This is a genomic window from Streptomyces sp. NBC_00670 (assembly GCF_036226765.1).
Lineage (GTDB): Bacteria > Actinomycetota > Actinomycetes > Streptomycetales > Streptomycetaceae > Streptomyces.
The window spans coordinates 1,696,840-1,718,466 of the sequence record NZ_CP109017.1; the positions used below are offsets into that span (position 1 = coordinate 1,696,840).

The following is a 21,627-nucleotide window of genomic DNA, read 5'->3' on the forward strand; positions in this document are numbered from 1 at the left end:
GCAGTTCCCCGCGCCCCTGAACCGTCAGCTTCTCCTGCGCAGCGCGGCGAACACACCCCCGCCCACCATCAGCAGCACAACCGACCCACCCGCGAGATACGGCGTCATCGAACTCCCGCCCGTCTCCGCGAGCCCCTCCTCCGTCCGCTCCCCCTGGGCCCGCACATCCTCCGGGGCCTCCGCCCCACCCCCACCCGCCGGCTCCGCGCTCCCCGGCGCCCCGCACTCCGCCGACGCCAGCGTCACCGTCCCCTCCACCTCGGCCACGTTCAGCTTCAACGGGTTGACGGACACCGTCAGTTCGAGCGCGGTCGCGGCAGCCGTACGGGACGTCGTCGTCCGCTTGGAGAGATCCAGCCGCACCTCCCCCACCCCCGGCAACTTCACCTCGGTCGGCCCACCCGCGCTCACGGTCACCTTCTTGCCGAGCACGGTCACCGGCCCGAGGACGTTGGCCGAGGCGACCGGCTCCTTCCCGGCCTCGCAGGTCGCCGTCGACGTGACCTGGGTCAGCTCGACCAGGGACAGCAACGGCAGCCCGGGCACGTGCAGCCGGGCATGCGCGAGTTCGGTACGCGCCTCGGCCGTGCCTCCGGACACGGTCGCCTTCGCGCTCGCCGCATCGGCGTGCAGCACGCTGAACGGACGGCCGTGGTCGACGCCGTCGAGCCGTGCGGTGAGCGCGGTCTTCTCCGCGCTCCGCGGCGCCCGCACCTCGTTGAGCGTGACCGCGAGGGGCACGTTCACGGTCTTGGCGGCGAGCGAGACGTCGAGCCCGGTGCGCAGGACGACGGCGTGCGCACTGCCGGCGTCACGCCCGTGCCCGTGCCCGCCGGTCGCGGCGGCGGACCCGGCGCCCGCGAGGACGACGGACCCCGCGACCAGCGCGGTGGCGGCGGCGACGGCGACGGCGCCGAGACGGCGTGCGGGCAGGCGGAAAGTGGAGCCGTTCACGGCGTGGGACCCCCATGGGATACGTGGGACAGATGGTGGGACCCGGTCAGAATTACCTACTGTCAGTGAACGGTCAGCAATCCTGGGTTACTTCACTCCATCGAGGGGTTTCCGCGAACGGGTTCGAATAGGAGGGCGAGCGGGCGGCGCTCACCTGCCCCCGTCGACCCGCCCCCACTCCCCCTCAAGACCCACCTGCTCACCGAGCGCCCGCTCACCCGCATCCGTGAGGGCGACGGCGCGGCCCGTGCCGATGCGGACGATCCAGCCGGCCTCGAAGGCGTGCCGGCACAGCGCGGCACCGGCCGCGCCGGCGAGGTGGGGGCGGCGCTCGGTCCAGTCCAGGCACGAGCGGACCGGCGGCCGGCGCGCGGCGGGCGGCAGGGTGATACCGAGGCCGGCGAGCCAGGCGGTGCCGTCGGCGGTGAGGGCGAGCCCGTGCGTCCAGTCCAGCAGTCCCCGTGCGGTCATCGCGTCGGTGAGGGCGACGCCGAGAGCCCCGGCGAGGTGGTCGTAGCACGTACGGGCGCGGGCCAGCGCGCGACCGCGGCCGACGGCGGGCAGGGAACGGGGCGGACGGGGGCGCCGGGGCGCCATCGAGGCGAGTCGCTCGATGAGCTCGGCCGTGTCGGGGTCGGCCAGGCGGACGTAACGGTGCCGGCCCTGGCGCTCCTGGGCGAGGAGTCCGCCGTCGACCAGGAGGTTGAGGTGCCCGGTCGCCGTGGAGGGGGCGACCGCGGCATGGCGTGCCAGTTCGTTCGCGGTCCAGGCGCGGCCGTCCAGGAGGGCCAGACAGAAGGCGGCCCGGGTGCCGTCGGCCAGCAGCGCGGCGAGTCCGGCGAGGTCGGCCCCCTCGACGGGAGCGACGTGGCCGGCCTCGGCGTCGGAACCGTGGCCGGGGGCGACATGGGCGTCATGGCTGTTCATCACCGCCCATTCTCCGCCCGGAACACTTCGGCCGGCGCCGAAGCGTCCGCGTTCTACGGTCGCCCCATGAACACCGCGACACCGCCCACCCCGCCCGCCGCCCCGTCGTCCACGCACATGACCGTCACGCCGAGCATCCTGTACTTCGGGACGCCGGTCGTGCTGCTCTCCACGGAGAACGAGGACGGCTCGTGCAATCTCGCGCCGATGTCCTCGGCGTGGGCGCTGGGGCAGGTGGTGGTCCTCGGTCTGGGCACCGGGGGACAGACCGCGCACAACCTCCGCGCCCGCCCCGGCCTGGTGATCAACCTTCCCGCACCCGCGCAGTGGCAGGCGGTGGAGCGGCTGGCCCCGCTGACCGGGCGGAGCCCCGTGCCCGAGGAGAAAAGGGGCATGTTCCGCTTCGAGCCGGACAAGTTCACCGCCGCCGGGCTGCGCCCCCAGCCCTCCGAACGGGTGCGCCCGCCCCGCGTCGCCGAGTGCCCCCTCCAACTGGAGGCCCGCGCGGCCCAGGTCCGGCCGGACGCCTCCGGGGACTTCCTGATCGTCGAGGCCGACGTGCTCCGGGTGCACGCCGCCCCCGGGATCGTCGTCCCCGGCACCCAGCACATCGACCCGACCGCCTGGAGCCCCCTCCTCTACAACTTCCGCCACTACTACGGCCTCGGCCCCGAACTCGGCCACAACTTCCGCTCCCGCACCACCTGACGGGGCGGCGCCCGCCGTCTCCTCAGCGACCCGGAGCCGCCCACACGCCCGCCTCCGGCGTCACCCGACCACCCGCCCGCCCAGCACGATCCGCCGGGGCGCCGCCAGGACCCGTACGTCCTCCCGCGGATCCGTCTCGTAGACGACGAGGTCCGCGGGAGCGCCCTCCTCCAGGCCGGGGCGGCCGAGCCACTGCCGGGCGCCCCAGGCCGTCGCGGAGAGGGCCTGGAGCGGGGGGATGCCGGCGGTGACCAGTTCCGCGACCTCCGCCGCGACCAGCCCGTGCGGCAGGGAGCCGCCCGCGTCCGTGCCGACGTAGACGGGGATGCCGGCGTCGTAGGCCGCGCGGACCGTGTCGTAGCGGCGTTCGTGCAGCCGGCGCATGTGCGCGGACCAGCGCGGGAACTTGGCCTCGCCACCCTCGGCGAGCCGGGGGAACGTGGCGATGTTGACCAGCGTGGGGACGATCGCCACCCCGCGCGAGGCGAACAGGGGGATCGTCTCCTCCGTCAGACCCGTGGCGTGCTCGACGCAGTCGATGCCCGCCTCGACCAGGTCGCGCAGGGAGTCCTCGGCGAAGCAGTGCGCGGTGACGCGGGCGCCGAGCCGGTGGGCCTCGGCGATGGCGGTCTCGACGGCGCCGCGCGGCCAGCACGCGGTCAGGTCACCGGCGTCCCGGTCGATCCAGTCGCCGACCAGCTTGACCCAGCCGTCACCGCGCCGCGCCTCCTGGGCGACGTAGGCGGCCAGGTCCTCCGGCTCGACCTCCCAGGCGTAGTTGCGGATGTAGCGGCGGGTGCGGGCGATGTGCCGGCCGGCCCGGACGATCCGCGGCAGATCGGCGCGGTCGTCGATCCACCGGGTGTCGGACGGCGACCCCGCGTCCCGCAGCAGCAGCGCCCCGGCGTCGCGGTCGGTCAGCGCCTGCTTCTCGGAGACGTCGTCGGGCACGGGCCCGTGCGCGTCGAGCCCGACGTGACAGTGCGCGTCGACGAGCCCGGGCAGCACCCAGCCCTCGACGGTGCGGACGTCCCGCGCGGTCACCGGCCGGTCGTAGGTGATCCGCCCGCCGACCACCCACACCTCGTCCCGCACCTGCCCGTCGTCCGCCCCGACGAGCACCCGCCCCTTCACGTGCAGCACCACGTCATCGCTCATGCACGGCACCCTAAAGGGTGGCCCGCTCCGGCGTACGGTGCCTGTTTTTCAGGCGCCCCGCCCCGGCGGGGTCGGCGGGTGGTCCCGTTTGGCCGGCGGGGCCGGGGCGGCGTGGACCTGGTCCGAGGTCTCCTCCTCCACCTCGGCCATCGCGGGGTCGAGGAGGCGGGAGAGGAAGTGGCGGGTGCGGGTGTGCCGCGGGTCGGTGATGACCTGGTCGGGGGTGCCGTCCTCGACGATCACGCCGCCGTCCATGAAGACGACCCGGTCGGCGACCTCGCGGGCGAACGTCATCTCGTGGGTGACGACCATCATCGTCATGCCCTCGTGGGCGAGGCGGCGCATGACGGCGAGGACGTCGCCGACCAGTTCCGGGTCGAGCGCGGAGGTGGGCTCGTCGAAGAGCATCACCTCCGGGCCCATGGCCAGCGCGCGGGCGATGGCGACGCGCTGCTGCTGGCCTCCGGAGAGCGAGGACGGGTAGGCGTCCGCCTTCTCGGCGAGCCCCACCCGCTCCAGGTTCTCCGCGGCCACCCGGGCCGCGGTCGCCTTGTCCCGGCCGAGCACCCGCCGCTGCGGCAGGGTGAGGTTCTCGGTCACCGTCACGTGCGGGAACAGGTTGAACTGCTGGAAGACCATGCCGATCCGGCGGCGTACGGCGTCGATGTCGACGTCCGGGTCGGTCAGTTCGGTGCCGCCGACGAAGACCTGGCCCTTGGTGGGCTCCTCCAGGAGGTTCACGCAGCGCAGCAGCGTGGACTTGCCGGAACCGGAGGGGCCGATGACGCAGACGACCTCGCCCTGGTGGATCTCCAGGTCGATGCCGCGCAGCACCTCGTTGTCCCCGAAGGACTTGTGCAGCGCACGGACGCTGATCTCGGGCGCGCTGCTGTGGGGTGCGCTCACTGGACTGCCTCTTCGCTGCTCGCTCGGGTGCTCACTTGGTGGCCTCCCCGGCCTTGGCCTCGAGACGCCGGACGACGAAGCCGAGCGGCACGGTGACCAGCAGATAGCACAGGCCGGCGACCAGGATCGGCGTGGAGTTGGCGGTCTGGCTCGCCAGGTCGCGGCCGAACTTCGCCAGTTCGCGTTCCTCCAGCGTGACGCCGAGGAACAGCACCAGCGAGGAGTCCTTGAAGAGGAGGACGAGCTCGTTGGTGAGCGGCGGGATCACGATGCGGAACGCCTGCGGGATGATGACGGAGACCATGGCGCGGGCGTGCGAGAAGCCCAGCGAGCGGGCCGCCTCCATCTGCCCCTTGGGCACCGCCTGGATGCCGGCCCGGATCGTCTCCGCCATGTACGCGGCGGAGACCAGGCCGAGCGCGATGGCGACCTTGCCGTACGTGCCGCCGGGGATCTCCGTGCCGGGGAAGGCCAGCGGGACGGCCACCCCGACGAAGATGAAGATCAGCAGGGCGGGCAGGCCGCGGAAGATCTCGATGTAGATGCCGGAGACCCAGCGGTACGGGCCCACGGACGACAGCCGCATCAGCGCGATCACCATGCCGAGCACGAGGCCGACGACGAAGCCGGACAGCGTGTAGAGCACGGTGTTCTTCAGGGCCAGCGTGATGATGTCCGGGAACAGCTGCTTGGCCAGGTCCGCCTGGGCGAACTGGTTCTGCAGTCGCCCCCAGTCGGCGCCCACCGCGAGCGCGACCACGGCGGCGACGAAGACGACGTACTGCGCGCCCCGCGAGAGCGCGCGCTTCTGCCGCCGGGTCAGGCCGGACTTCCTGGGCTGGAGGGCGGTGTCGGTGCCGGTGTCCGTCATGAGGCGGAAGCGGAGGCGGACGTGGTGGCCGACGGGGACGCGGCCGACTCGTCGTACGGGCCGATCCACTTCTCGTACAGCTTCTTGTACGTGCCGTCGGACTTGGCCTCGGCGAGCGCCTTGTTGATGGCGGCGAGCAGCTTGCTGTTGCCCTTCTTCACCGTGAAGCCGTACTGCTCACCGGTGTTGATGTTGTCGGCGACCTCGAAGGCGTCGGCGTTGGCCTTGTCCTTCAGCCAGCCCTGGACGACCGGGTAGTCGATGACGACGGCCTGGACCTGGCCGGTGCGCAGGCCGTTGAGGACGGCGTCGGAGGACTCGAAGGAGACCGGGTCGAAGCCCTTCTCGCGGGCGTAGTCCTCGCCGGTGGTCTGCGCCTGGGCGCCGAGCTTCTTGCCCTTGGCCTTGACGTCGGCGAGCGAGGTGAGGCCGCTCTTCTTGCTCACCAGGACGGCCTGGGTGGCCTCGAAGTACGGGTCGGAGAAGTCGACGTTCTTCTTGCGCTCGTCGGTGATCGTCATACCGGCGGCGGCGAGGTCGCACTGGCCGGAGTTGAGGAAGGCGCCGGTCTTGAAGTTCTCGAACGGCGTGTCGACGATCGCCTGCTTCACCCCGAGGTCGTCCGCGACCAGGTCGACGAGGGAGACGTCGAAGCCCTGCACCTTGCCGTCGATCTCGGACTGGAACGGGGGGTACGGCAGATGGGTGCAGGTGGTGATCTGGCCGGCCTTGACCAGGGGCACGCCCTTGGTGGTGGCCTTCTTCCCGCCGTCGTCGCCGCCGGAGGAACAACCGGCCGCGAGCAGCAGTCCGGCGACCGCGGCGGTGGCGGTCAGCACGCGGGTCCGGCGTCCGGGGACCGTGTTCACGACGGGGGCCTCCTGTGGGGGCATGTGGGGCGGTTGTGGTGCGGGAGCCGCGGGGTTGCCGAGGCTGTGGTCTGTCTGTGGGGCACAAACAGACTTCCGATTATAAGGAGATGTTTGGGGTTCTCAAACCAAACCGATGGTCGAAGCGGTCGTGTGACCTGCGGTTCGGAAGGCAGCGGCGGGTGGTTCGGAGGGAGCGGGACGGGTTCCAGGGGTGGGATTAGGCTCGTCGGGCGGAGCGATACGTGGGTGACACCGGTGTTCCCTACCCGTGTCGGCACCCGTTAAGTGACCCGTTGAGAGAGAAGAGAGCGCGTCGTGACCCACCCCCTGCTGGACCTGCCCCCGCTGACCGCCGCGCGCTTCGCCGCCGTCGAGGACCGGGTGGCCCGGCTGCTCGGCACGCGGAACGACGTGGTGATCATGCAGGGCGAGGCGCTGCTGCCGCTGGAGGGCGCGATCCGCGGCTGCGCCGGGCCCGGCACCACCGCGCTGAACGTGATCACCGGGCCGTACGGGCAGACCTTCGGGGACTGGCTGCGTGACTGCGGGGCCACGGTGATCGATCTCGCGGTGCCGTTCCACACGGCGGTGACCGCGGAGCGGGTGCGGGCGGCGTTCGAGGAGCACCCGGAGATCGACTTCGTCTCGCTGGTGCACGCGGAGGCGGCCACCGGCAACACCAACCCGGTCGCGGAGATCAGCGAGGTCGTACGGGAGCGGGGCGCCCTGCTCTACCTGGACGCGGTGGCCTCGGTCGCGGCGGAGCCGGTGCGGGTGGACGCGTGGGGCGTCGACCTGTGCGTGATCGGCGGCCAGAAGGCGATGGGCGGCCCGGCGGGCGTGTCGGCGGTGTCGGTGAGCGAGCGGGCGTGGGCGCGGATGGCGGCGAATCCGCGGGCGCCGCGGCGGTCGTATCTGTCGCTCCTCGACTGGAAGGAGCGGTGGATCGACGGGGGCCGGGTCGCGCTGCCGCACGCGCCGGCGCAGCTGGAGATGCTGGCGCTCGAGGCGTGTCTGGAGCGGATCGAGGAACGGGGGCTCGATGCGGTGATGGCCGCGCACGCCGCCGCGGCGACCGCGATGCGGGCGGGGGTGCGGGCGCTGGGGGGCGGTCTTGAGCCGTACGTGTACGAGGCGCGGGAGGCGGCGCCGGTGGCGACGACCGTGCGGGTGCGGGGCGGTGTGGACGCCTCCGCGCTCGTGGCGCGGGCGGTGGCTGTGGACGCGGGTGTGCCGTTGGTGGCCGGCGGGGGTGTGCTGGCGCGGGAGATGGTGCGGGTGAATCACTACGGGGCGGATGCGGGGGTGGAGGTCGTGCGGCGGTGTCTGGTCGCGCTGGGCGCGGCGTTGGAGGAGCTGGGTGTGGGTGGGGTGGATGTGGAGGGGGCGGTGCGGGTGGTGGGGGGTTGAGGGTTTTCGCCCCCGCCGCCCTTACCCTTCCCGTCCCCCGGGGGCTGCGCCCCCGGACCCCGCCGAAAGATTGCGCCCACGCGGCGGAGCCGCACATTGACACAGCCCCGCGCCCCTTATCAGCCGGGGTATTGCAGGTGACATTCCGACGGCATTCTTCTCCTTATTCCTGAACAGTTTCCCATATTCTCCTGCCCGCTTCTTCTCGGTCTAAACGCAACGATTTCGCGAAGCCGTATCGACATAATCCGGACACCCTTCCTAAGGGTTACACGGTTGTGATGCGTTCCACAAGGTGGTCGTTTCATCCCGCTTCGCGCCCCGCTTACCAGGACATTTCACCGCCGGCTCGCCCGGACGCCCGCGCCCGCGTGATAACACACGGGTCTGCCACGCGTAACCCCGATCGGCGATGCAATTTTCAATTTACCTGGGTAAGTTCATTCTGCATGACCGCCGCACAAGCCGACCTGTCAGCGGAATTCATGGGAATGACCGGAAACACCGGAGAACCACGTACAGACCGTCCGGACGTGGCGGACGGCGCCGCACTGTGGCGCATCGCCAAGGACTCCGGAACCCTCGACCTCAACTCCTCCTACAGCTACCTGCTGTGGTGCCGTGACTTCGCCGGCACCTCGGTGGTGGCCCGTGCCGCCGACGGCACCCCCGTCGGATTCGTGACCGCCTATCTGCGCCCCGACCGCCCCAGCACCCTGCTGGTCTGGCAGGTCGCCGTCGACGCCTCCCACCGCGGCCGCGGCCTCGCCGCCCGACTGCTCGACGATCTGGCCGCCCATGTCGTCGCCGAGTACGGCGTGACCGGACTCGAGACGACCATCAGCCCCGGCAACACCGCCTCCGAGCGCCTGTTCGCCTCGTTCGCCCGCCGCCACGGTGCGACCGTCGAGCGCGAGGTGCTGTTCGAGACGGAGCGGTTCCCCGACGGTCCGCACGACCCCGAGGTGCTGCACCGCATAGGCCCGCTGTCCGCCGACAGCGCCCCGGCCGCCCCCGCCGCCTGAGCCGTCGCCCACCCCTGCCGTTTCCCTTCACCTCACCCGCCCCAGGACTTCAGCCCGCTACGTCCGAGTCCCACTCCCACCCCACCACCGAGGAGCGATTCGCGTGACCATCACCCAGCCCGACCTCAGCGTCTTCGAGACCCTCGAATCCGAGGTACGCAGTTACTGCCGCGGCTGGCCCGCCGTCTTCGACCGCGCCCGGGGCAGCCGTATGTACGACGAGGACGGCCACGGCTACCTCGACTTCTTCGCCGGCGCCGGCTCACTCAACTACGGCCACAACAACCCCGTACTGAAACGCGCGCTGATCGACTACCTGGAGCGGGACGGCGTCACGCACGGGCTCGACATGTCGACCACCGCCAAACGGCAGTTCCTCCAGACCTTCCAGGACCTGGTGCTGCGCCCGCGCGACCTGCCGTTCAAGGTGATGTTCCCCGGCCCGACCGGCACCAACGCCGTGGAGTCGGCGCTGAAGCTGGCCCGCAAGGTGAAGGGGCGCGAGGCGATCGTGTCGTTCACCAATGCCTTCCACGGCATGTCGCTGGGTTCGCTCGCCGTCACCGGCAACGCGTTCAAGCGGGCCGGCGCCGGTGTTCCGCTGGTGCACGGCACGCCGATGCCGTTCGACAACTACTTCGACGGCACCGTCGAGGACTTCCTCTGGTTCGAGCGGCTGCTCGAGGACCAGGGCTCCGGCCTCAACAAGCCCGCCGCCGTGATCGTCGAGACGGTGCAGGGCGAGGGCGGCATCAACGTCGCCCGGCCCGAGTGGCTGCGTGCGCTGGCGGAGCTGTGCGAGCGGCAGGACATGCTGCTGATCGTCGACGACATCCAGATGGGCTGCGGCCGTACCGGCGCGTTCTTCTCCTTCGAGGAGGCCGGCATCACGCCCGACATCGTCACGGTCTCCAAGTCCATCAGCGGCTACGGGCTGCCGATGTCGCTGTGCCTGTTCAAGCCCGAGCTCGACGTGTGGGAGCCGGGCGAGCACAACGGCACCTTCCGCGGCAACAACCCGGCGTTCGTCACCGCCACCGCCGCGCTGGAGACGTACTGGACCGACGGCTCCGCCATGGAGAAGCAGACCCGCGCCCGCGGGGAGCAGGTCGAGCAGGCGCTCATCTCCATCACCGAGGAGAACCTGGCCGACGTCAAGGAGTACCGCGGCCGCGGTCTGGTCTGGGGCCTGGAGTTCCACGACAAGGAGCGGGCCGGGCGCGTCGCCCGTCGCGCCTTCGACCTCGGCCTGCTGATCGAGACCTCCGGTCCGGAGAGCGAGGTCGTCAAGCTGCTGCCCGCGCTCACCACGACCGGCGAGGAGCTGGACGAGGGTCTGCGGATCCTCGCCCGCGCGGTCCGCGAGACGGCCTGAGCCGCCGTCGCCGAAGCGGCACCGCGCCACCGGGGCACAACTGAACACCGGCACCACAACTGAACACCGGGACACAGCCACACCGGGAAACACCCGGGAACACCGAGAAGGAGGCGTCACCCCACCGTGATCGTCCGATCGTTCAAGGAAGTCGAAGGCACCGACCGGCACATCAAGTCCGAGTCCGGTACCTGGGAGAGCAAGCGCATCGTCCTCGCCAAGGAGAAGGTCGGCTTCTCCGTGCACGAGACGATTCTCTACGCGAACACGGAGACGTCGATGTGGTACGCCAACCACATCGAGGCCGTCGTCTGCACCGAGGGCGAGGCGGAGCTCACCGACCGCGAGACCGGGCAGACGTACACGATCACCCCCGGCACGATGTACCTCCTCAACGGCCACGAGCGGCACACGCTCAAGGTCAAGGAGAAGGACTTCCACTGCATCTGCGTGTTCAACCCGCCCGTGACCGGACGGGAGGACCACGACGAGAACGGCGTCTACCCCCTGATCACCGAGGAGGTGTGAGGACCCCATGACCGCTCCCACCACCACATCCGCCGGTTCCGGCGTCACCGACCTCTACCCCACCCGCGGCGCCACCGAGGTGTCCGTGCCCCGGCAGGACCCGGTCGTCTGGGGCTCCCCGGACACGCCCGGACCGGTCCCGGCGGGCGATCTGCGGAACCTCGACCGCGACGGCTTCCTCGCCATCGACCAGCTGATCAGCGAGGACGAGGCCGGCGCGTACCGCGCGGAACTGGAGCGGCTGGTCGCCGACCCGGCGATCCGGGCCGACGAGCGGTCGATCGTCGAGCCGAAGTCGCAGGAGATCCGTTCGGTCTTCGAGGTGCACCGGATCAGCGAGGTGTTCGCCAACCTGGTGCGCGACGAGCGTGTCGTCGGCCGGGCGCGGCAGATCCTCGGCTCGGACGTGTACGTCCACCAGTCGCGGATCAACGTCAAGCCGGGCTTCGGGGCCAGCGGTTTCTACTGGCACTCGGACTTCGAGACCTGGCACGCCGAGGACGGTCTGCCGAACATGCGGACGGTGTCCGTCTCGATCGCGCTGACCGAGAACTACGACACCAACGGCGGCCTCATGATCATGCCGGGGTCGCACAAGACGTTCCTCGGGTGTGCGGGGGCCACGCCGAAGGACAACTACAAGAAGTCGCTCCAGATGCAGGACGCGGGCACGCCGTCGGACGAGGCTCTGACCTCGATGGCGAGCGAGTACGGCATCAAGCTCTTCACGGGCAGGCCGGGCTCGGCGACGTGGTTCGACTGCAACTGCATGCACGGTTCCGGCGACAACATCACGCCGTATCCGCGCAGCAACGTGTTCATCGTGTTCAACAGCGTGGAGAACGCGGCGGTGGAGCCGTTCGCGGCGCCGGTGCGCCGGCCGTCGTTCATCGGCGCGCAGGACTTCACGCCGGTGAAGTGAGCACGCGGTAGCCCGTTCCCGGGGCCGCTCCCCACGTGGGGAGCGGCCCCGGACGCGTGTGCTAGGAACCCAGCGCGTCGAGGAGCCGGTCCACGTCCGCCGGGGTGTTGTAGAGGTGGAACGCGGCGCGCAGGTTGCCCGCGCGGTCGGAGACCTCGATGCCGGCCTCGCTCAGCGCCGGCTGCCGGTCGCCGAGTCCGGGCACGGAGACGATCGGCGAACCGGGCGCGGGCACCGGCGCGTGCCCGAGCGCGGCGAGCCCGGTGCGGAACCGTTCGGCGAGGGCGAGGTCGTGCGCGCGTACGGTGTCCACGCCCAGTTCCTCCAGGAGGGCGAGGGAGTGGCGGGCACCGACGTAGGAGTAGAGGGCGGGGCTCTCGTCGAACCGGCGTGCGGAGTGGGCCAGTTCCTCGACCGGGCCGTAGCAGCTGTCCCAGGGGCGCTCCCCCGCGACCCAGCCGGCGAACACCGGTTCGAGGCCGACGGGCTCCTCCGGGACGACCAGGAACGCCGCGCCGCGCGGGCAGAGCAGCCACTTGAAGGCGACGGCGGAGACGTAGTCGTACGCCCCCGCGTCGAGGTCGAACCAGCCGGCGGCCTGGGAGGCGTCGACGTAGGTGCGCGCGTCGTGCGCGTGGGCGGCGGCGCGGATCGCGGGGAGGTCGGCGATGCGGCCGTCCGCGGACTGGGCGGCGCTGACGGCGACGAGCGCGGTGCCGGGGCGCACGGACTCCGCGACCGCCTCCAGCGGCACCGCGCGGACCTTGAGGTCGCGGCGGACGTGGAAGGGGTTGACCACGGAGCTGAAGTCGCCCTCGGCGGTGAGGACTTCGGCGCCCTCGGGGAGCGAGGCGGCGATCAGCCCGGTGTACGTGGCGACCGACGCGCCGGTGGCGACCCGGGTGGCGGGGACGCCGACGAGACGGGCGAAGGAGGCGCGGGCCGCCTCGACGTCCGCGAACATGTCGGTGGGCCGCCCGGCGGCCGCCGCATCCAGGGCGGTGCGCATGGCGGCGACCGTACGGGCCGGGGGCAGCGAGGTGCTCGCGGTGTTCAGATAGGTGGTGGCCGGCGCGAACTCGGCGCGGACGAGGTCGTCGAAGGTCCGGGGGCTCTCTGTGCTCTCGATGCTCTCGGTGGTCTCCATGGGACAACTGTGCGGCCCGGTGGCCGCCCCGTCCATTGCCGGTTTCTGCGCGATATCCCCAAGAGACGCTTATGGGACGGCTCTCACCTGCGGTTTCTCAGTTCTGCGGGACCGCGCAGCCGTCCGGGCCACAGGCGTCGGCACCGTCGCTATCGCCGTCGAGCAGCCGCAGCGGGGTGTGCGCCTCCCAGGCCTGGGTGAGGGCGCGGGTGAAGACCTCGGCGGGCTGGGCGCCGGAGACGCCGTACTTCCGGTCGAGGACGAAGAACGGCACGCCGTTCGCGCCGAGTTCGGTGGCCTCGCGCTCGTCGGCGCGCACGGCGTCGGCGTACGCGTCCGGGTCGGCGAGGACCGTCCGTACGGCCGCCTCGTCGAGACCGGCCTCGACGGCCAGCTCCACGAGCCGCTCGTCGCCCTCGGAGAACACGGAGCGCTCCTCGGCGAAGTTGGCCCGGTACAGAATCCCCAGCAGCTCGGCCTGCCTGCCGTGCTCCTTGGCGAGGTGGAGCAGGCGGTGCATGTCGAAGGTGTTGCCGTTGTCGCGGTCCCGGGTGCGGTACGCCAGCCCCTCGGCGGCGGCCTGCGCGCCCAGGTTCTCCTCACCGGCCCGCGCCTGCGCCTGGCTCATCCCGTACTTCCGGGTGAGCATGGTGAGCACGGGCTCGACGTCCCCCTTGGCCCGCCCGGGGTCCAGCTCGAACGAGCGGTGCACGACCTCGACCTGCTCCCGCTGCGGAAATCCGGCCAGCGCCTTCTCGAACCGCGCCTTGCCCACGTAGCACCACGGGCAGGCGACGTCGCTCCAGATCTCCACACGCATGCTCGGCTCACTCCACTGCTCGTACCGGTACGGGGGCGGGACCGCTCCCCGCGGATTCCATCCGGTACGTGAACCTTCAACAGCGTGCCTTCATTCCCTCTTCATTCGCCCGGCACCGCGTACCGCAGATACAGATGGTGATCGCCTTCGGCGGGCGGGTTCTCCGGATCGGGAACCCAGCCCTGCCGTGCGTAGAAGGCCTGCGCCCGCGCGTTGTCGACGTGCACGTCGAGCACGGCGGTCCGCCTCCCCGCGGCCCGCCACTCCTCGACGCACACGGCGTGCAGCGCGGCCCCGCGCCCACCGCGCCAGTGCTCGGGATCGACGTGGAACTGGAACAGCTTGACGGTGTCGCCGGGGGCGCCCTCCGGGGTGCGGAAGGAGGCGATGGCGACGAGCCGCTCCCCCAGCACCCGCCCATCGGGCCGCGCGATGGCCTCCCGCCAGACGGCCGGGGCTGTGTCATCTGCGGCTCCGCCGCGCGGGCGCGACCGGCCCGCAGCCGAACACGCACCCCAGCCACCCCAAGGGGCGCGGGGAACTGCGCGACCAGCCACACTCAGCCGGCAGCCGCCAGACACCCCACCCCCAACGGCGAACAAGCGAAGGGGGGTCACGGGGCCCCAGGCCCCGCGCCCCCCACACCGCACCGCACCGCACCGCACCGCACCCAGCGGCAGCGTTACCGCTCAAGCACCCCGTCATACCTCCGCGGCACACCCGCCTCGTTCGCGTCCCGCAACTCCACCGGCAGCAGCGCCTCCGGCACCCCCTGATACGCCACCGGCCGCAGCCACCGCTCGATCGCCGTCCCGCCCACCGACGTGGACGTCGACGTCGTGGCCGGGTACGGCCCGCCGTGGTGCTGGGACGGCGCCACGGCGACCCCCGTCGGCCAGCCGTTCACCAGCACGCGCCCCGCCAGCGGCGTCAGCTCCGCCAGGAGCTCGGCGCCCCGGCCCTCGCCCGCACCCTCCCCCTCGGAGAGGTGCAGCGTGGCGGTCAGGTTGCCCGGCAGCCGGGACAGCACCGCGGTGACCTCGTCCGCGCTCTCGTAGCGCGCGACGACCGTCACCGGCCCGAAGCACTCCTCGATCAGCACGTCGTACTCGCCCCCGGCCGCCAGCCGGCTCGCCGGCACCGTGAGGAACCCGGCGCTGACCGTGTGCTCGCCGCCCGCGCCCGGCGTCACGGGGCTCTCCACGTCGGCGAGCCGCGTGCGCTCCTCGATCCCGGCGAGGAAGTGGTCGCGCATCCGGTGGTCCAGCAGCACCCCGGCGTCCGTGTCGCTGACGCCCGCGACGAGCGACTTCAGCAGCCGGTCACCGGCCGCACCGGCCGGAGCGAGCACGAACCCCGGCTTGGTGCAGAACTGGCCCACGCCCATCGTCATCGAACCGGCGAGCCCGGTGCCGATCGCCTCGGCCCGCTCCTCGGCCGCCGCCTCGGTGACGACGACGGGGTTGAGGGAGCCGAGCTCGCCGTGGAACGGGATCGGCACGGGGCGCGCGGCCGCCGCGTCGAACAGGGCCCGCCCGCCGCGTACGGAACCGGTGAACCCGGCGGCGGCGACCAGCGGGTGCTTGACCAGCTCGACGCCGGCCTCGAAGCCGTGCACCAGGCCGAGCACACCCTCGGGGATGCCGTGCTCGCCTGCCGCCCGGCGCAGCACCTTGGCGACCAGCTCGGACAGGGCCGGGTGGTCGGGGTGGGACTTGACCACCACGGGGCACCCGGCGGCGAGCGCGCTCGCGGTGTCGCCGCCGGCGACGGAGAACGCGAAGGGGAAGTTGGACGCCGAGTAGACGGCGACGACGCCCAGCGGCACCTTGTAGCGGCGCAGGTCGGGCGTGGGCGGGACGGTCGTGTCGTCGGGGTGGTTGATCACCACGTCGAGGAAGGCGCCCTCGTCGACGATGCCGGCGAAGGCCCGCAGCTGGAAGCAGGTGCGGGCGAGCTCACCGGTGAGCCGGACCGGGCCGAGCGCGCTCTCCGCGTCGGCGACCTCGACGAGCGTGTCCCTGGCCTCCTCCAGTCGCTCGGCCGCGGTGCGCAGGAACGCCGCGCGCACGGCACGGTCGGCCAGGGCGCCGCGCGCGTCGTGCGCGGCCCGGACGGCGGCGTCCACCTCCTGGGCTGTGGCCTCCACCGCAACCTGCTCGCGCTGCTTCCCGGTACGGGGGTCGACACTCCAGACTGGTGCTGCTGCCACCGCGGGTCACTCCATTTCCCGTTCGATATACTGAACGCTGTCTCTGATGGTGAATATGCTGTCGAGACTATTTCGCGTCCAACGAAGGGGTCAAGGGCGATGTCGGCAGGCGAGACGGGCGGCGGGGCGCAGGTCAAATCGGCGGTACGGACGGTGGAACTGCTGGAGTACTTCGCCGGGCGGCCCGGCATGCACTCCCTGGCCGCCGTGCAGGAGGCGGTGGGGTACCCCAAGTCGAGCCTCTACATGCTGCTGCGCACCCTGGTGGAGCTCGGCTGGGTGGAGACGGACGCGACCGGCACGCGGTACGGCATCGGCGTACGGGCGCTGCTGGTCGGCACGTCGTACATCGACGGCGACGAGGTGGTGGCGCTGGCCCGCCCCACCCTGGACCGGCTCTCGGACGACACCACGGAGACCATCCACCTGGCCCGCCTGGACGGCACCAACGTGGTCTACCTCGCCACCCGCCAGTCGCAGCACTACCTGCGCCCGTTCACCCGGGTCGGCCGCCGGCTGCCCGCGCACTCCACCTCGCTCGGCAAGGCGCTGCTGTCCACGTACACCGACGAGCAGGTGCGGGGGCTGCTCCCGGAGACGCTGCCGGCGCTGACCGAGCACACGATCACGGACCGGGAGAAGCTCATCGAGGAGCTGCACCAGATCCGTGAGCAGGGCATCTCGGTCGACCGCGAGGAGAACACGCTGGGGCTGCGCTGCTTCGGCGTGGCGATCCCCTACCGCACGCCCGCCCGGGACGCGATCAGCTGCTCGGTGCCGGTGGCGCGGCTGACGCCGGCGCACGAGCAGCTGGTGCAGGACGCGCTGTTCGACGCGCGCGACCGGCTCACCCTGGCGACGCGCCGCCTCTGACCGACTCCGGCCGATTCCGTCCGCTTCTGCTCACCTTCGGCCGTCTCGTGAAGGTCCGATGAGAAATTCGGCCGAAGAGCGCGGGACGGGAACGATCAGGTCCGTTCCGTTCGTCGTCCCTGTGCGATGAATACGACGATCAGGCGGGCCTCCGTCTTCACCCTGCTGCTGGTCATCGCCCTGCTGGTACGGGCGACCTGGGTGCAGTTCTACGAAGGCAAGGCGCTCGCGGACGACAAGAACAACCGGCGGAACGTCATGGAGCAGTACGCGGCGCCGCTCGGGAACATCATCGTGGCCGGGGACGCGGTCACCGGCTCGAAACGGACCTCGGGCGGCGACCTCGCGTACAAGCGCACGTACACGGACGGCAAGCTGTACGCCCCGGTGACGGGCTACAGCTCGCAGGTCTACGGGGCGACGCAGCTGGAGGGCATCTACCAGGACCTCCTGGACGGCACGGACAACCGGCTGAAGACGGTGATGGACACGGTCACCGGCGAGCGCCCGGACCCGGGCAACGTGCTCACGACCATCGACCCGGACGTGCAGAAGGCGGGCTACGAGGCGCTGGGCGACAAGAAGGGCGCCGCCGTCGCCATCGACCCGTCCACCGGCAAAATCCTCGCCGTCGTCTCCACCCCCTCCTACGACCCGACGTCGATCAGCGGCACGGACGACGGGGCGGCGTGGAAGCGGCTCACCAAGGACGAGGACAAGCCGATGACGAACCGGGCGCTGCGCCAGCCACTGCCGCCGGGTTCGACGTTCAAGCTGGTGGTCGCGGCGGCGGCCCTGGAGGACGGCCTCTACTCGTCGGTGGACGAGAAGACGGACAGCCCGGACCCGTACCGGCTGCCCGGCACCGTGACCGACATGACCAACGAGAACCGCTCCGCGCCCTGCGAGGACGCCACGATCCGGGTGGCGCTCCAGTACTCCTGCAACACGGTCTTCGCGAAGATGGCCGTCGACCTCGGGCAGGACACACTGCGGGCGATGGCCGAGAAGTTCGGCTTCAACGACGAGTCGCTGGACGTGCCGGTGCGGGCGTACACGAGCGTGTACCCCAAGGACATGAACAAGTCGCAGACCGGCCTGACCGGCATGGGCCAGTTCGACGTGACGGCGACGCCGCTTCAGATGGCCATGGTGTCGGCCGCGATAGCCAACGGCGGTGAGCTGGTCTCGCCGCACATGGTGGCGCAGACCACCGACGCCGACGGCAACGTGCTCAAGGACTACGGGGACAGCACGACCACCGACCGGATCGTCAGCAAGTCCACCGCCGAGCAGTTGCAGTCGGCGATGCGGACGGTCGTGGAGGACGGCACGGGTGTGAACGCGCGGATATCCGGGGCCACGGTCGGTGGCAAGACGGGTACGGCGCAGCACGGCGAGAACAACAGCAAGACGCCGTACGCGTGGTTCACGGCCTACGGCAAGTCCGACTCCAGTGACAAGGAGATCGCCGTGGCCGTGGTCGTCGAGCAGTCGGACGCCGCGCGCTCGGAGGTCAGCGGCAACGGTCTGGCGGCGCCGGTCGCCGCGGCGATGATGAAGGAGGCGCTGAAGAGCTGACCCCCTTTCGAGGGGGCGCCCTCCTCATCGAAGGCGCGTGCGGACCACTGGTACGCTCCCGAGTCGGTCCGCCGGGGCCGGTTCGGGAAGGGCCGGGCGGATCACCGCACTCCGCCGCAGCGAGGAGGGCCCCGTGGGCACTGTCGTCGACGACGCCGCCTCCGTGGAGTTCCACGCCTTCTTCGAACGCCACTACGCCGAACTCTCCCGCCTCGCCCAGCTCCTGACGGGCGAACCGGACGCCGCCGACGACCTCGCCGCGGACGCGCTGCTCGCGCTGTGGCACCGCTGGGACCGGGTCCGCGCCGCGGACCACCCGGTGGCGTACGCACGCGGGGTGGTCGCCAATCTGGCCCGCACCCGGATCCGCAGCGCGGTGCGCGAACGGCGCCGGGTCACGCTGTTCTGGTCCCAGCGCGAGGAGCGCACCGAGAACCCCGACGTGGCCGGCGTGGTGGACGTGCAGGAGGCGCTGCGCCGGCTGCCGTTCCGCAAGCGGGCCTGTGTCGTGCTCCGGCACGCCTTCGACCTGTCCGAGAAGGACACCGCCCTCGCCCTGGGCGTCTCGGTCGGTACCGTGAAGAGCCAGACGTCCAAGGGCATGGCCGAACTGCAGCGGTTCCTGGGCGGCGACGAGGCTCCGCGGCGCGTGCACGCGGCGGCCCTGCCCGGGAGCGGGGCTGGAGGAAGGGACCGATGACGGACGTGGACGAGGAGCTGCGTGCCCGGCTGCGCGAGGCGGCCGCGTCGCACGCGCCCGACCGCGCCCGCATCCTGGCCCGGGTCGAGCGCGGCATGGCCGAGGAGACGCGGCCGGCCCGCCGGGCCACGCGTCCGCCGCTGTCCGGCTGGGTGCGGGTGGCGACCGCCACCGCGGCGGTGGCCGGCGTCCTCGCGGCCGGCGGCTACACCGTCGCCTCGGCGGTGCGGTCCGACGCCCCGCCGCAGGGAGCCTCGTCCGTGTCGGCGGATCCGGTGCCGCCCCCGGCCGCTTCCGGCCACTCCCCCGAGGCGTCCGGAAGGCCCTCGGGACGGCCCTCCGCCGACGAGGAGGACGGCCCGCTGTGGTCGGACGGCTCGGTCGACCCGCACAGCAACGACTTCTGGGCGCAGAGCGACATCACCCTCAAGACCAAGGAGCAACTCACGGCGCTCAGCGTCGTGCTGCGGATCCGGCAGACCGGTGGGGTGCGGTCCACCGGCGCCTGGCGGTCGCTGCCCGAGACGGACTTCACCTCGACGGTCCGGGAGCAGGACGGCTTCCTCGTCTACACCTGGACGCTGAAGCAGGGCCGTACGGTCCCGGCCGGCGAGTGGATCTTCGCCGGTCAGTACGACCACGACCGCGGCGGCCGCGACGCACGGCACGACGCCTACACGGCGACGGCCACGGCGGGCGGCGACGGCGACAACCTCGCGGTGGCGGGCGACTTCGCGGCCCACGGCTGAACCCACGGCCGGCCACCGGAGGACCGCCCCTCCGAGAAGGATCACCGACCCCGGCAACCCATTCCCCACCGGCGGCGACCAGGGAGCACACACATCCCCTCCCACCCAAGGAATGGCCATGACCGCACGAGCCGCACAGCGCGTCCGCCACCGCCGTGGATCCACCCGGCGGCGGGCGCTGATCAGCGGGAGCGCCGCGCTGGGCCTCACCGGCGCCACGATCCTCACGACGTCGCTGCTCTCCCCCGCGAGCGCCGCCACCAGCTGGCCCACCGCCACCGGCAACCAGGCCGTCTCGTCGACGATCGAGGTGTCCGGCACGTACAACGGCGGGTACAAGAACTTCTACGGCACCGGCGACCTCGGCTCCTCCGACCAGTCGGAGGACCAGGGCCCGCTCTTCGAACTCGCGGACGGCGCCACCCTCAAGGACGTCATCATCGGCTCCCCCGCCGCCGACGGCGTGCACTGCCTGGGCTCCTGCACGCTGCAGAACGTGTGGTGGACGGATGTCGGCGAGGACGCCGCCTCCTTCAAGGGCACCTCCTCCTCCGCCGTCTACACGGTGTACGGCGGCGGCGCCAAGAAGGCCGACGACAAGGTGCTGCAGTTCAACGGCGCCGGCAAGCTCGTCGTCACCAAGTTCCAGGTGTCGGACTTCGGCAAGCTGGTGCGCAGCTGCGGCAACTGCAAGAAGCAGTACAAGCGCACCATCATCATCAACGACGTGGACGTCACCGCGCCCGGCAAGGCGATCGTCGGGATCAACACCAACTACGGGGACACGGCGGCGCTGCGCAACGTCCGCATCCACGGGGACAGCAGCAAGAAGATCAAGACCTGCGTCCGGTACACGGGCAACAACACGGGCGCGGAGCCGACGGAGACGGGCAGCGGCGCCGACGGCACGTACTGCGACTTCCAGTCGTCGGACCTGACGTACGACTGACGCGAAGCGGGGCCGGAGGGGCCGTCATCCGGCCCCGCTTCTGCTCATCCGTCGCCACCGCCCCCGGAAAGGTTGCCGCCGGGGGCCGCGGCACCCGCGCGCGAGAGACAGGCCCTAGCTCACGAAGTACGTCGGGTTCGGCAGCTTGTACTTCTTGTCGGCGTAGCCGCCCTCGAGGTCGGAGTACTGATCGCCGAAGTTGGCGACGATGTCGTACCCGAGCGACTCGATGTGCTTGCGCGTGCCGGACTTGTACTCGACGGTCGTGCACTTCCAGGCGCCCGGCGTGGCGCAGCCGCTCAGGTACGCCGGCGGGTTGGCCGCGTCCTTGAGGAACATGTGCGCGGCGTCCAGGTTGACGTCGGCGCCGACCTTCTTCAGGTTCTCCACGGCGGCGGTGCGCTGCGCCTCGCTCAGGCCCGAGTTGTAGAAGACCTCGATGCCCTTCTTCTCGGCGTACCGCACGAGCGCGGGGCTGCCGAAGACCTCCGGGCGGTCGGCCCGGTTGACGTACTCGGCCCAGGTGGCGCTGTTGTAGCCGTAATTGTTCTTCTTCTCGTAGTCGAGGCTGAGCAGCAGCGTGTCGTCGATGTCGAAGACGACGGCCGGCCTGGCGTGCTTGTGCTTCGCCTGGTGGGCCACCTTGTCCAGGTACCGCTTCGCCGCCGCGTCGATGCGGGCGAGGTCCTTGGCGTACGGGCTGTCCGGCGAGGCCTGGTAGACACCGTCGGCGTCGGCCGCGGTGCCGTAGTAGGTGTCGATGTCCTTGGTCAGGAGCCCGATGTTGTACGGCTCGTGGGTGGAGTTGGCCGTGGACTGCCCGGCGGTGGCGGCGCCGGCACCGTAGAGCGCGGCGGCGGCGACGGTACAGGCGGCGGCGACGGCCGTGGTGCGCAGTGGCTTATTCATGACAGGTTTCTACGCGCGTCACCCCGCCGAG

The 21,627-nt window shown here is 71.5% G+C and carries 21 protein-coding genes and 1 pseudogene; 11 read left to right on the forward strand and 11 right to left on the reverse strand.

Features of this window, described 5'->3' with window-relative positions; translation table 11 throughout:
- Window positions 1-24: 24 nt before the first annotated feature.
- Together OIE12_RS07555 and OIE12_RS07560 are read right to left on the reverse strand one after the other, a co-directional pair.
- Window positions 25-954: an SCO1860 family LAETG-anchored protein gene (locus OIE12_RS07555; protein WP_329133036.1), complete on the reverse strand. Its 930-nt coding sequence runs from the start codon at window positions 952-954 to the stop codon at window positions 25-27.
- 150 nt (window positions 955-1,104) lie between these two features.
- A complete protein-coding gene (locus OIE12_RS07560) occupies window positions 1,105-1,881 on the reverse strand; it encodes an ArsR/SmtB family transcription factor (protein WP_329133038.1) in 777 nt (258 codons plus the stop codon).
- A 66-nt stretch (window positions 1,882-1,947) separates the two neighbouring features.
- On the opposite strand from OIE12_RS07560, the gene OIE12_RS07565 reads away from it, so the two are divergent.
- Window positions 1,948-2,589, forward strand: a complete 642-nt coding sequence (locus OIE12_RS07565) for a flavin reductase family protein (RefSeq protein ID WP_329133040.1) — start codon at window positions 1,948-1,950, stop codon at window positions 2,587-2,589.
- 60 nt (window positions 2,590-2,649) lie between these two features.
- On the opposite strand, the gene OIE12_RS07570 is transcribed toward OIE12_RS07565, so the two are convergent.
- The 4 genes from OIE12_RS07570 to OIE12_RS07585 are packed head-to-tail and all read right to left on the reverse strand — an operon-like array spanning window position 2,650 to window position 6,393.
- Window positions 2,650-3,747 (reverse strand): amidohydrolase family protein, encoded by a 1,098-nt coding sequence (locus OIE12_RS07570; RefSeq protein WP_329133042.1) that lies wholly within the window; start codon window positions 3,745-3,747, stop codon window positions 2,650-2,652.
- Window positions 3,748-3,795: 48 nt separating this feature from the next.
- Window positions 3,796-4,653, reverse strand: coding sequence for an amino acid ABC transporter ATP-binding protein (locus OIE12_RS07575; protein ID WP_329133044.1), 858 nt, complete (start codon window positions 4,651-4,653; stop codon window positions 3,796-3,798).
- 31 nt (window positions 4,654-4,684) lie between these two features.
- Entirely contained in the window at window positions 4,685-5,524 is an 840-nt protein-coding gene (locus tag OIE12_RS07580; protein ID WP_329133046.1) for an amino acid ABC transporter permease, read from the reverse strand.
- A complete protein-coding gene (locus tag OIE12_RS07585; RefSeq protein WP_329133049.1) occupies window positions 5,521-6,393 on the reverse strand; it encodes a transporter substrate-binding domain-containing protein in 873 nt (290 codons plus the stop codon). Before OIE12_RS07585 ends, OIE12_RS07580 begins: the two co-directional genes overlap by 4 nt.
- 318 nt (window positions 6,394-6,711) lie before the next feature.
- Between OIE12_RS07585 and OIE12_RS07590 the strand changes: the two genes are divergently transcribed.
- From OIE12_RS07590 to thpD, 5 genes are all read left to right on the forward strand, one after another.
- Window positions 6,712-7,806, forward strand: a complete 1,095-nt coding sequence (locus OIE12_RS07590) for a pyridoxal-phosphate-dependent aminotransferase family protein (protein WP_329133051.1) — start codon at window positions 6,712-6,714, stop codon at window positions 7,804-7,806.
- Window positions 7,807-8,297: 491 nt separating this feature from the next.
- Window positions 8,298-8,831, forward strand: coding sequence for a diaminobutyrate acetyltransferase (ectA, locus tag OIE12_RS07595; RefSeq protein WP_329141760.1), 534 nt, complete (start codon window positions 8,298-8,300; stop codon window positions 8,829-8,831).
- A gap of 103 nt (window positions 8,832-8,934) precedes the next feature.
- Window positions 8,935-10,206, forward strand: coding sequence for a diaminobutyrate--2-oxoglutarate transaminase (gene ectB, locus OIE12_RS07600; RefSeq protein ID WP_329133053.1), 1,272 nt, complete (start codon window positions 8,935-8,937; stop codon window positions 10,204-10,206).
- Window positions 10,207-10,332: 126 nt separating this feature from the next.
- The gene (locus OIE12_RS07605; protein ID WP_030378990.1) at window positions 10,333-10,734 is read left to right on the forward strand and encodes an ectoine synthase; all 402 of its coding nucleotides are present in this window, start codon (window positions 10,333-10,335) and stop codon (window positions 10,732-10,734) included.
- 7 nt (window positions 10,735-10,741) lie between these two features.
- Complete coding sequence (gene thpD / locus OIE12_RS07610) at window positions 10,742-11,656, forward strand: ectoine hydroxylase (RefSeq protein ID WP_329133056.1); 915 nt, start codon at window positions 10,742-10,744, stop codon at window positions 11,654-11,656.
- A 61-nt stretch (window positions 11,657-11,717) separates the two neighbouring features.
- Here thpD and OIE12_RS07615 read toward each other — a convergent pair whose 3' ends face one another.
- From OIE12_RS07615 to OIE12_RS07630, 4 genes and pseudogenes are all read right to left on the reverse strand, one after another.
- A complete protein-coding gene (locus tag OIE12_RS07615; RefSeq protein WP_329133058.1) occupies window positions 11,718-12,839 on the reverse strand; it encodes an aminotransferase class V-fold PLP-dependent enzyme in 1,122 nt (373 codons plus the stop codon).
- 61 nt (window positions 12,840-12,900) lie between these two features.
- Entirely contained in the window at window positions 12,901-13,623 is a 723-nt protein-coding gene (locus OIE12_RS07620; RefSeq protein ID WP_329133060.1) for a DsbA family oxidoreductase, read from the reverse strand.
- A gap of 101 nt (window positions 13,624-13,724) precedes the next feature.
- Window positions 13,725-14,075: pseudogene (locus OIE12_RS07625) on the reverse strand (GNAT family N-acetyltransferase); the annotation flags it as partial.
- 230 nt (window positions 14,076-14,305) lie between these two features.
- Entirely contained in the window at window positions 14,306-15,835 is a 1,530-nt protein-coding gene (locus tag OIE12_RS07630; protein WP_329133061.1) for an aldehyde dehydrogenase (NADP(+)), read from the reverse strand.
- A gap of 99 nt (window positions 15,836-15,934) precedes the next feature.
- Here OIE12_RS07630 and OIE12_RS07635 point away from each other — a divergent pair, with 99 nt between their 5' ends.
- From OIE12_RS07635 to OIE12_RS07655, 5 genes are all read left to right on the forward strand, one after another.
- Complete coding sequence (locus OIE12_RS07635; protein WP_030378996.1) at window positions 15,935-16,708, forward strand: IclR family transcriptional regulator; 774 nt, start codon at window positions 15,935-15,937, stop codon at window positions 16,706-16,708.
- Window positions 16,709-16,834: 126 nt separating this feature from the next.
- A complete protein-coding gene (locus OIE12_RS07640; protein WP_329133063.1) occupies window positions 16,835-18,289 on the forward strand; it encodes a peptidoglycan D,D-transpeptidase FtsI family protein in 1,455 nt (484 codons plus the stop codon).
- Window positions 18,290-18,422: 133 nt separating this feature from the next.
- Window positions 18,423-18,989 (forward strand): SigE family RNA polymerase sigma factor, encoded by a 567-nt coding sequence (locus tag OIE12_RS07645; protein ID WP_329133065.1) that lies wholly within the window; start codon window positions 18,423-18,425, stop codon window positions 18,987-18,989.
- Complete coding sequence (locus OIE12_RS07650; RefSeq protein WP_329133067.1) at window positions 18,986-19,738, forward strand: hypothetical protein; 753 nt, start codon at window positions 18,986-18,988, stop codon at window positions 19,736-19,738. The genes OIE12_RS07645 and OIE12_RS07650 overlap by 4 nt, the downstream gene beginning before the upstream one ends.
- A gap of 118 nt (window positions 19,739-19,856) precedes the next feature.
- Window positions 19,857-20,687 carry a pectate lyase gene (locus OIE12_RS07655; RefSeq protein WP_329133069.1) on the forward strand — a complete coding sequence of 277 codons (831 nt, stop codon included), beginning with the start codon at window positions 19,857-19,859 and terminating at the stop codon, window positions 20,685-20,687.
- A gap of 114 nt (window positions 20,688-20,801) precedes the next feature.
- Here OIE12_RS07655 and OIE12_RS07660 read toward each other — a convergent pair whose 3' ends face one another.
- Window positions 20,802-21,596, reverse strand: a complete 795-nt coding sequence (locus OIE12_RS07660) for an HAD family acid phosphatase (RefSeq protein ID WP_329133071.1) — start codon at window positions 21,594-21,596, stop codon at window positions 20,802-20,804.
- Window positions 21,597-21,627 lie beyond the last annotated feature (31 nt).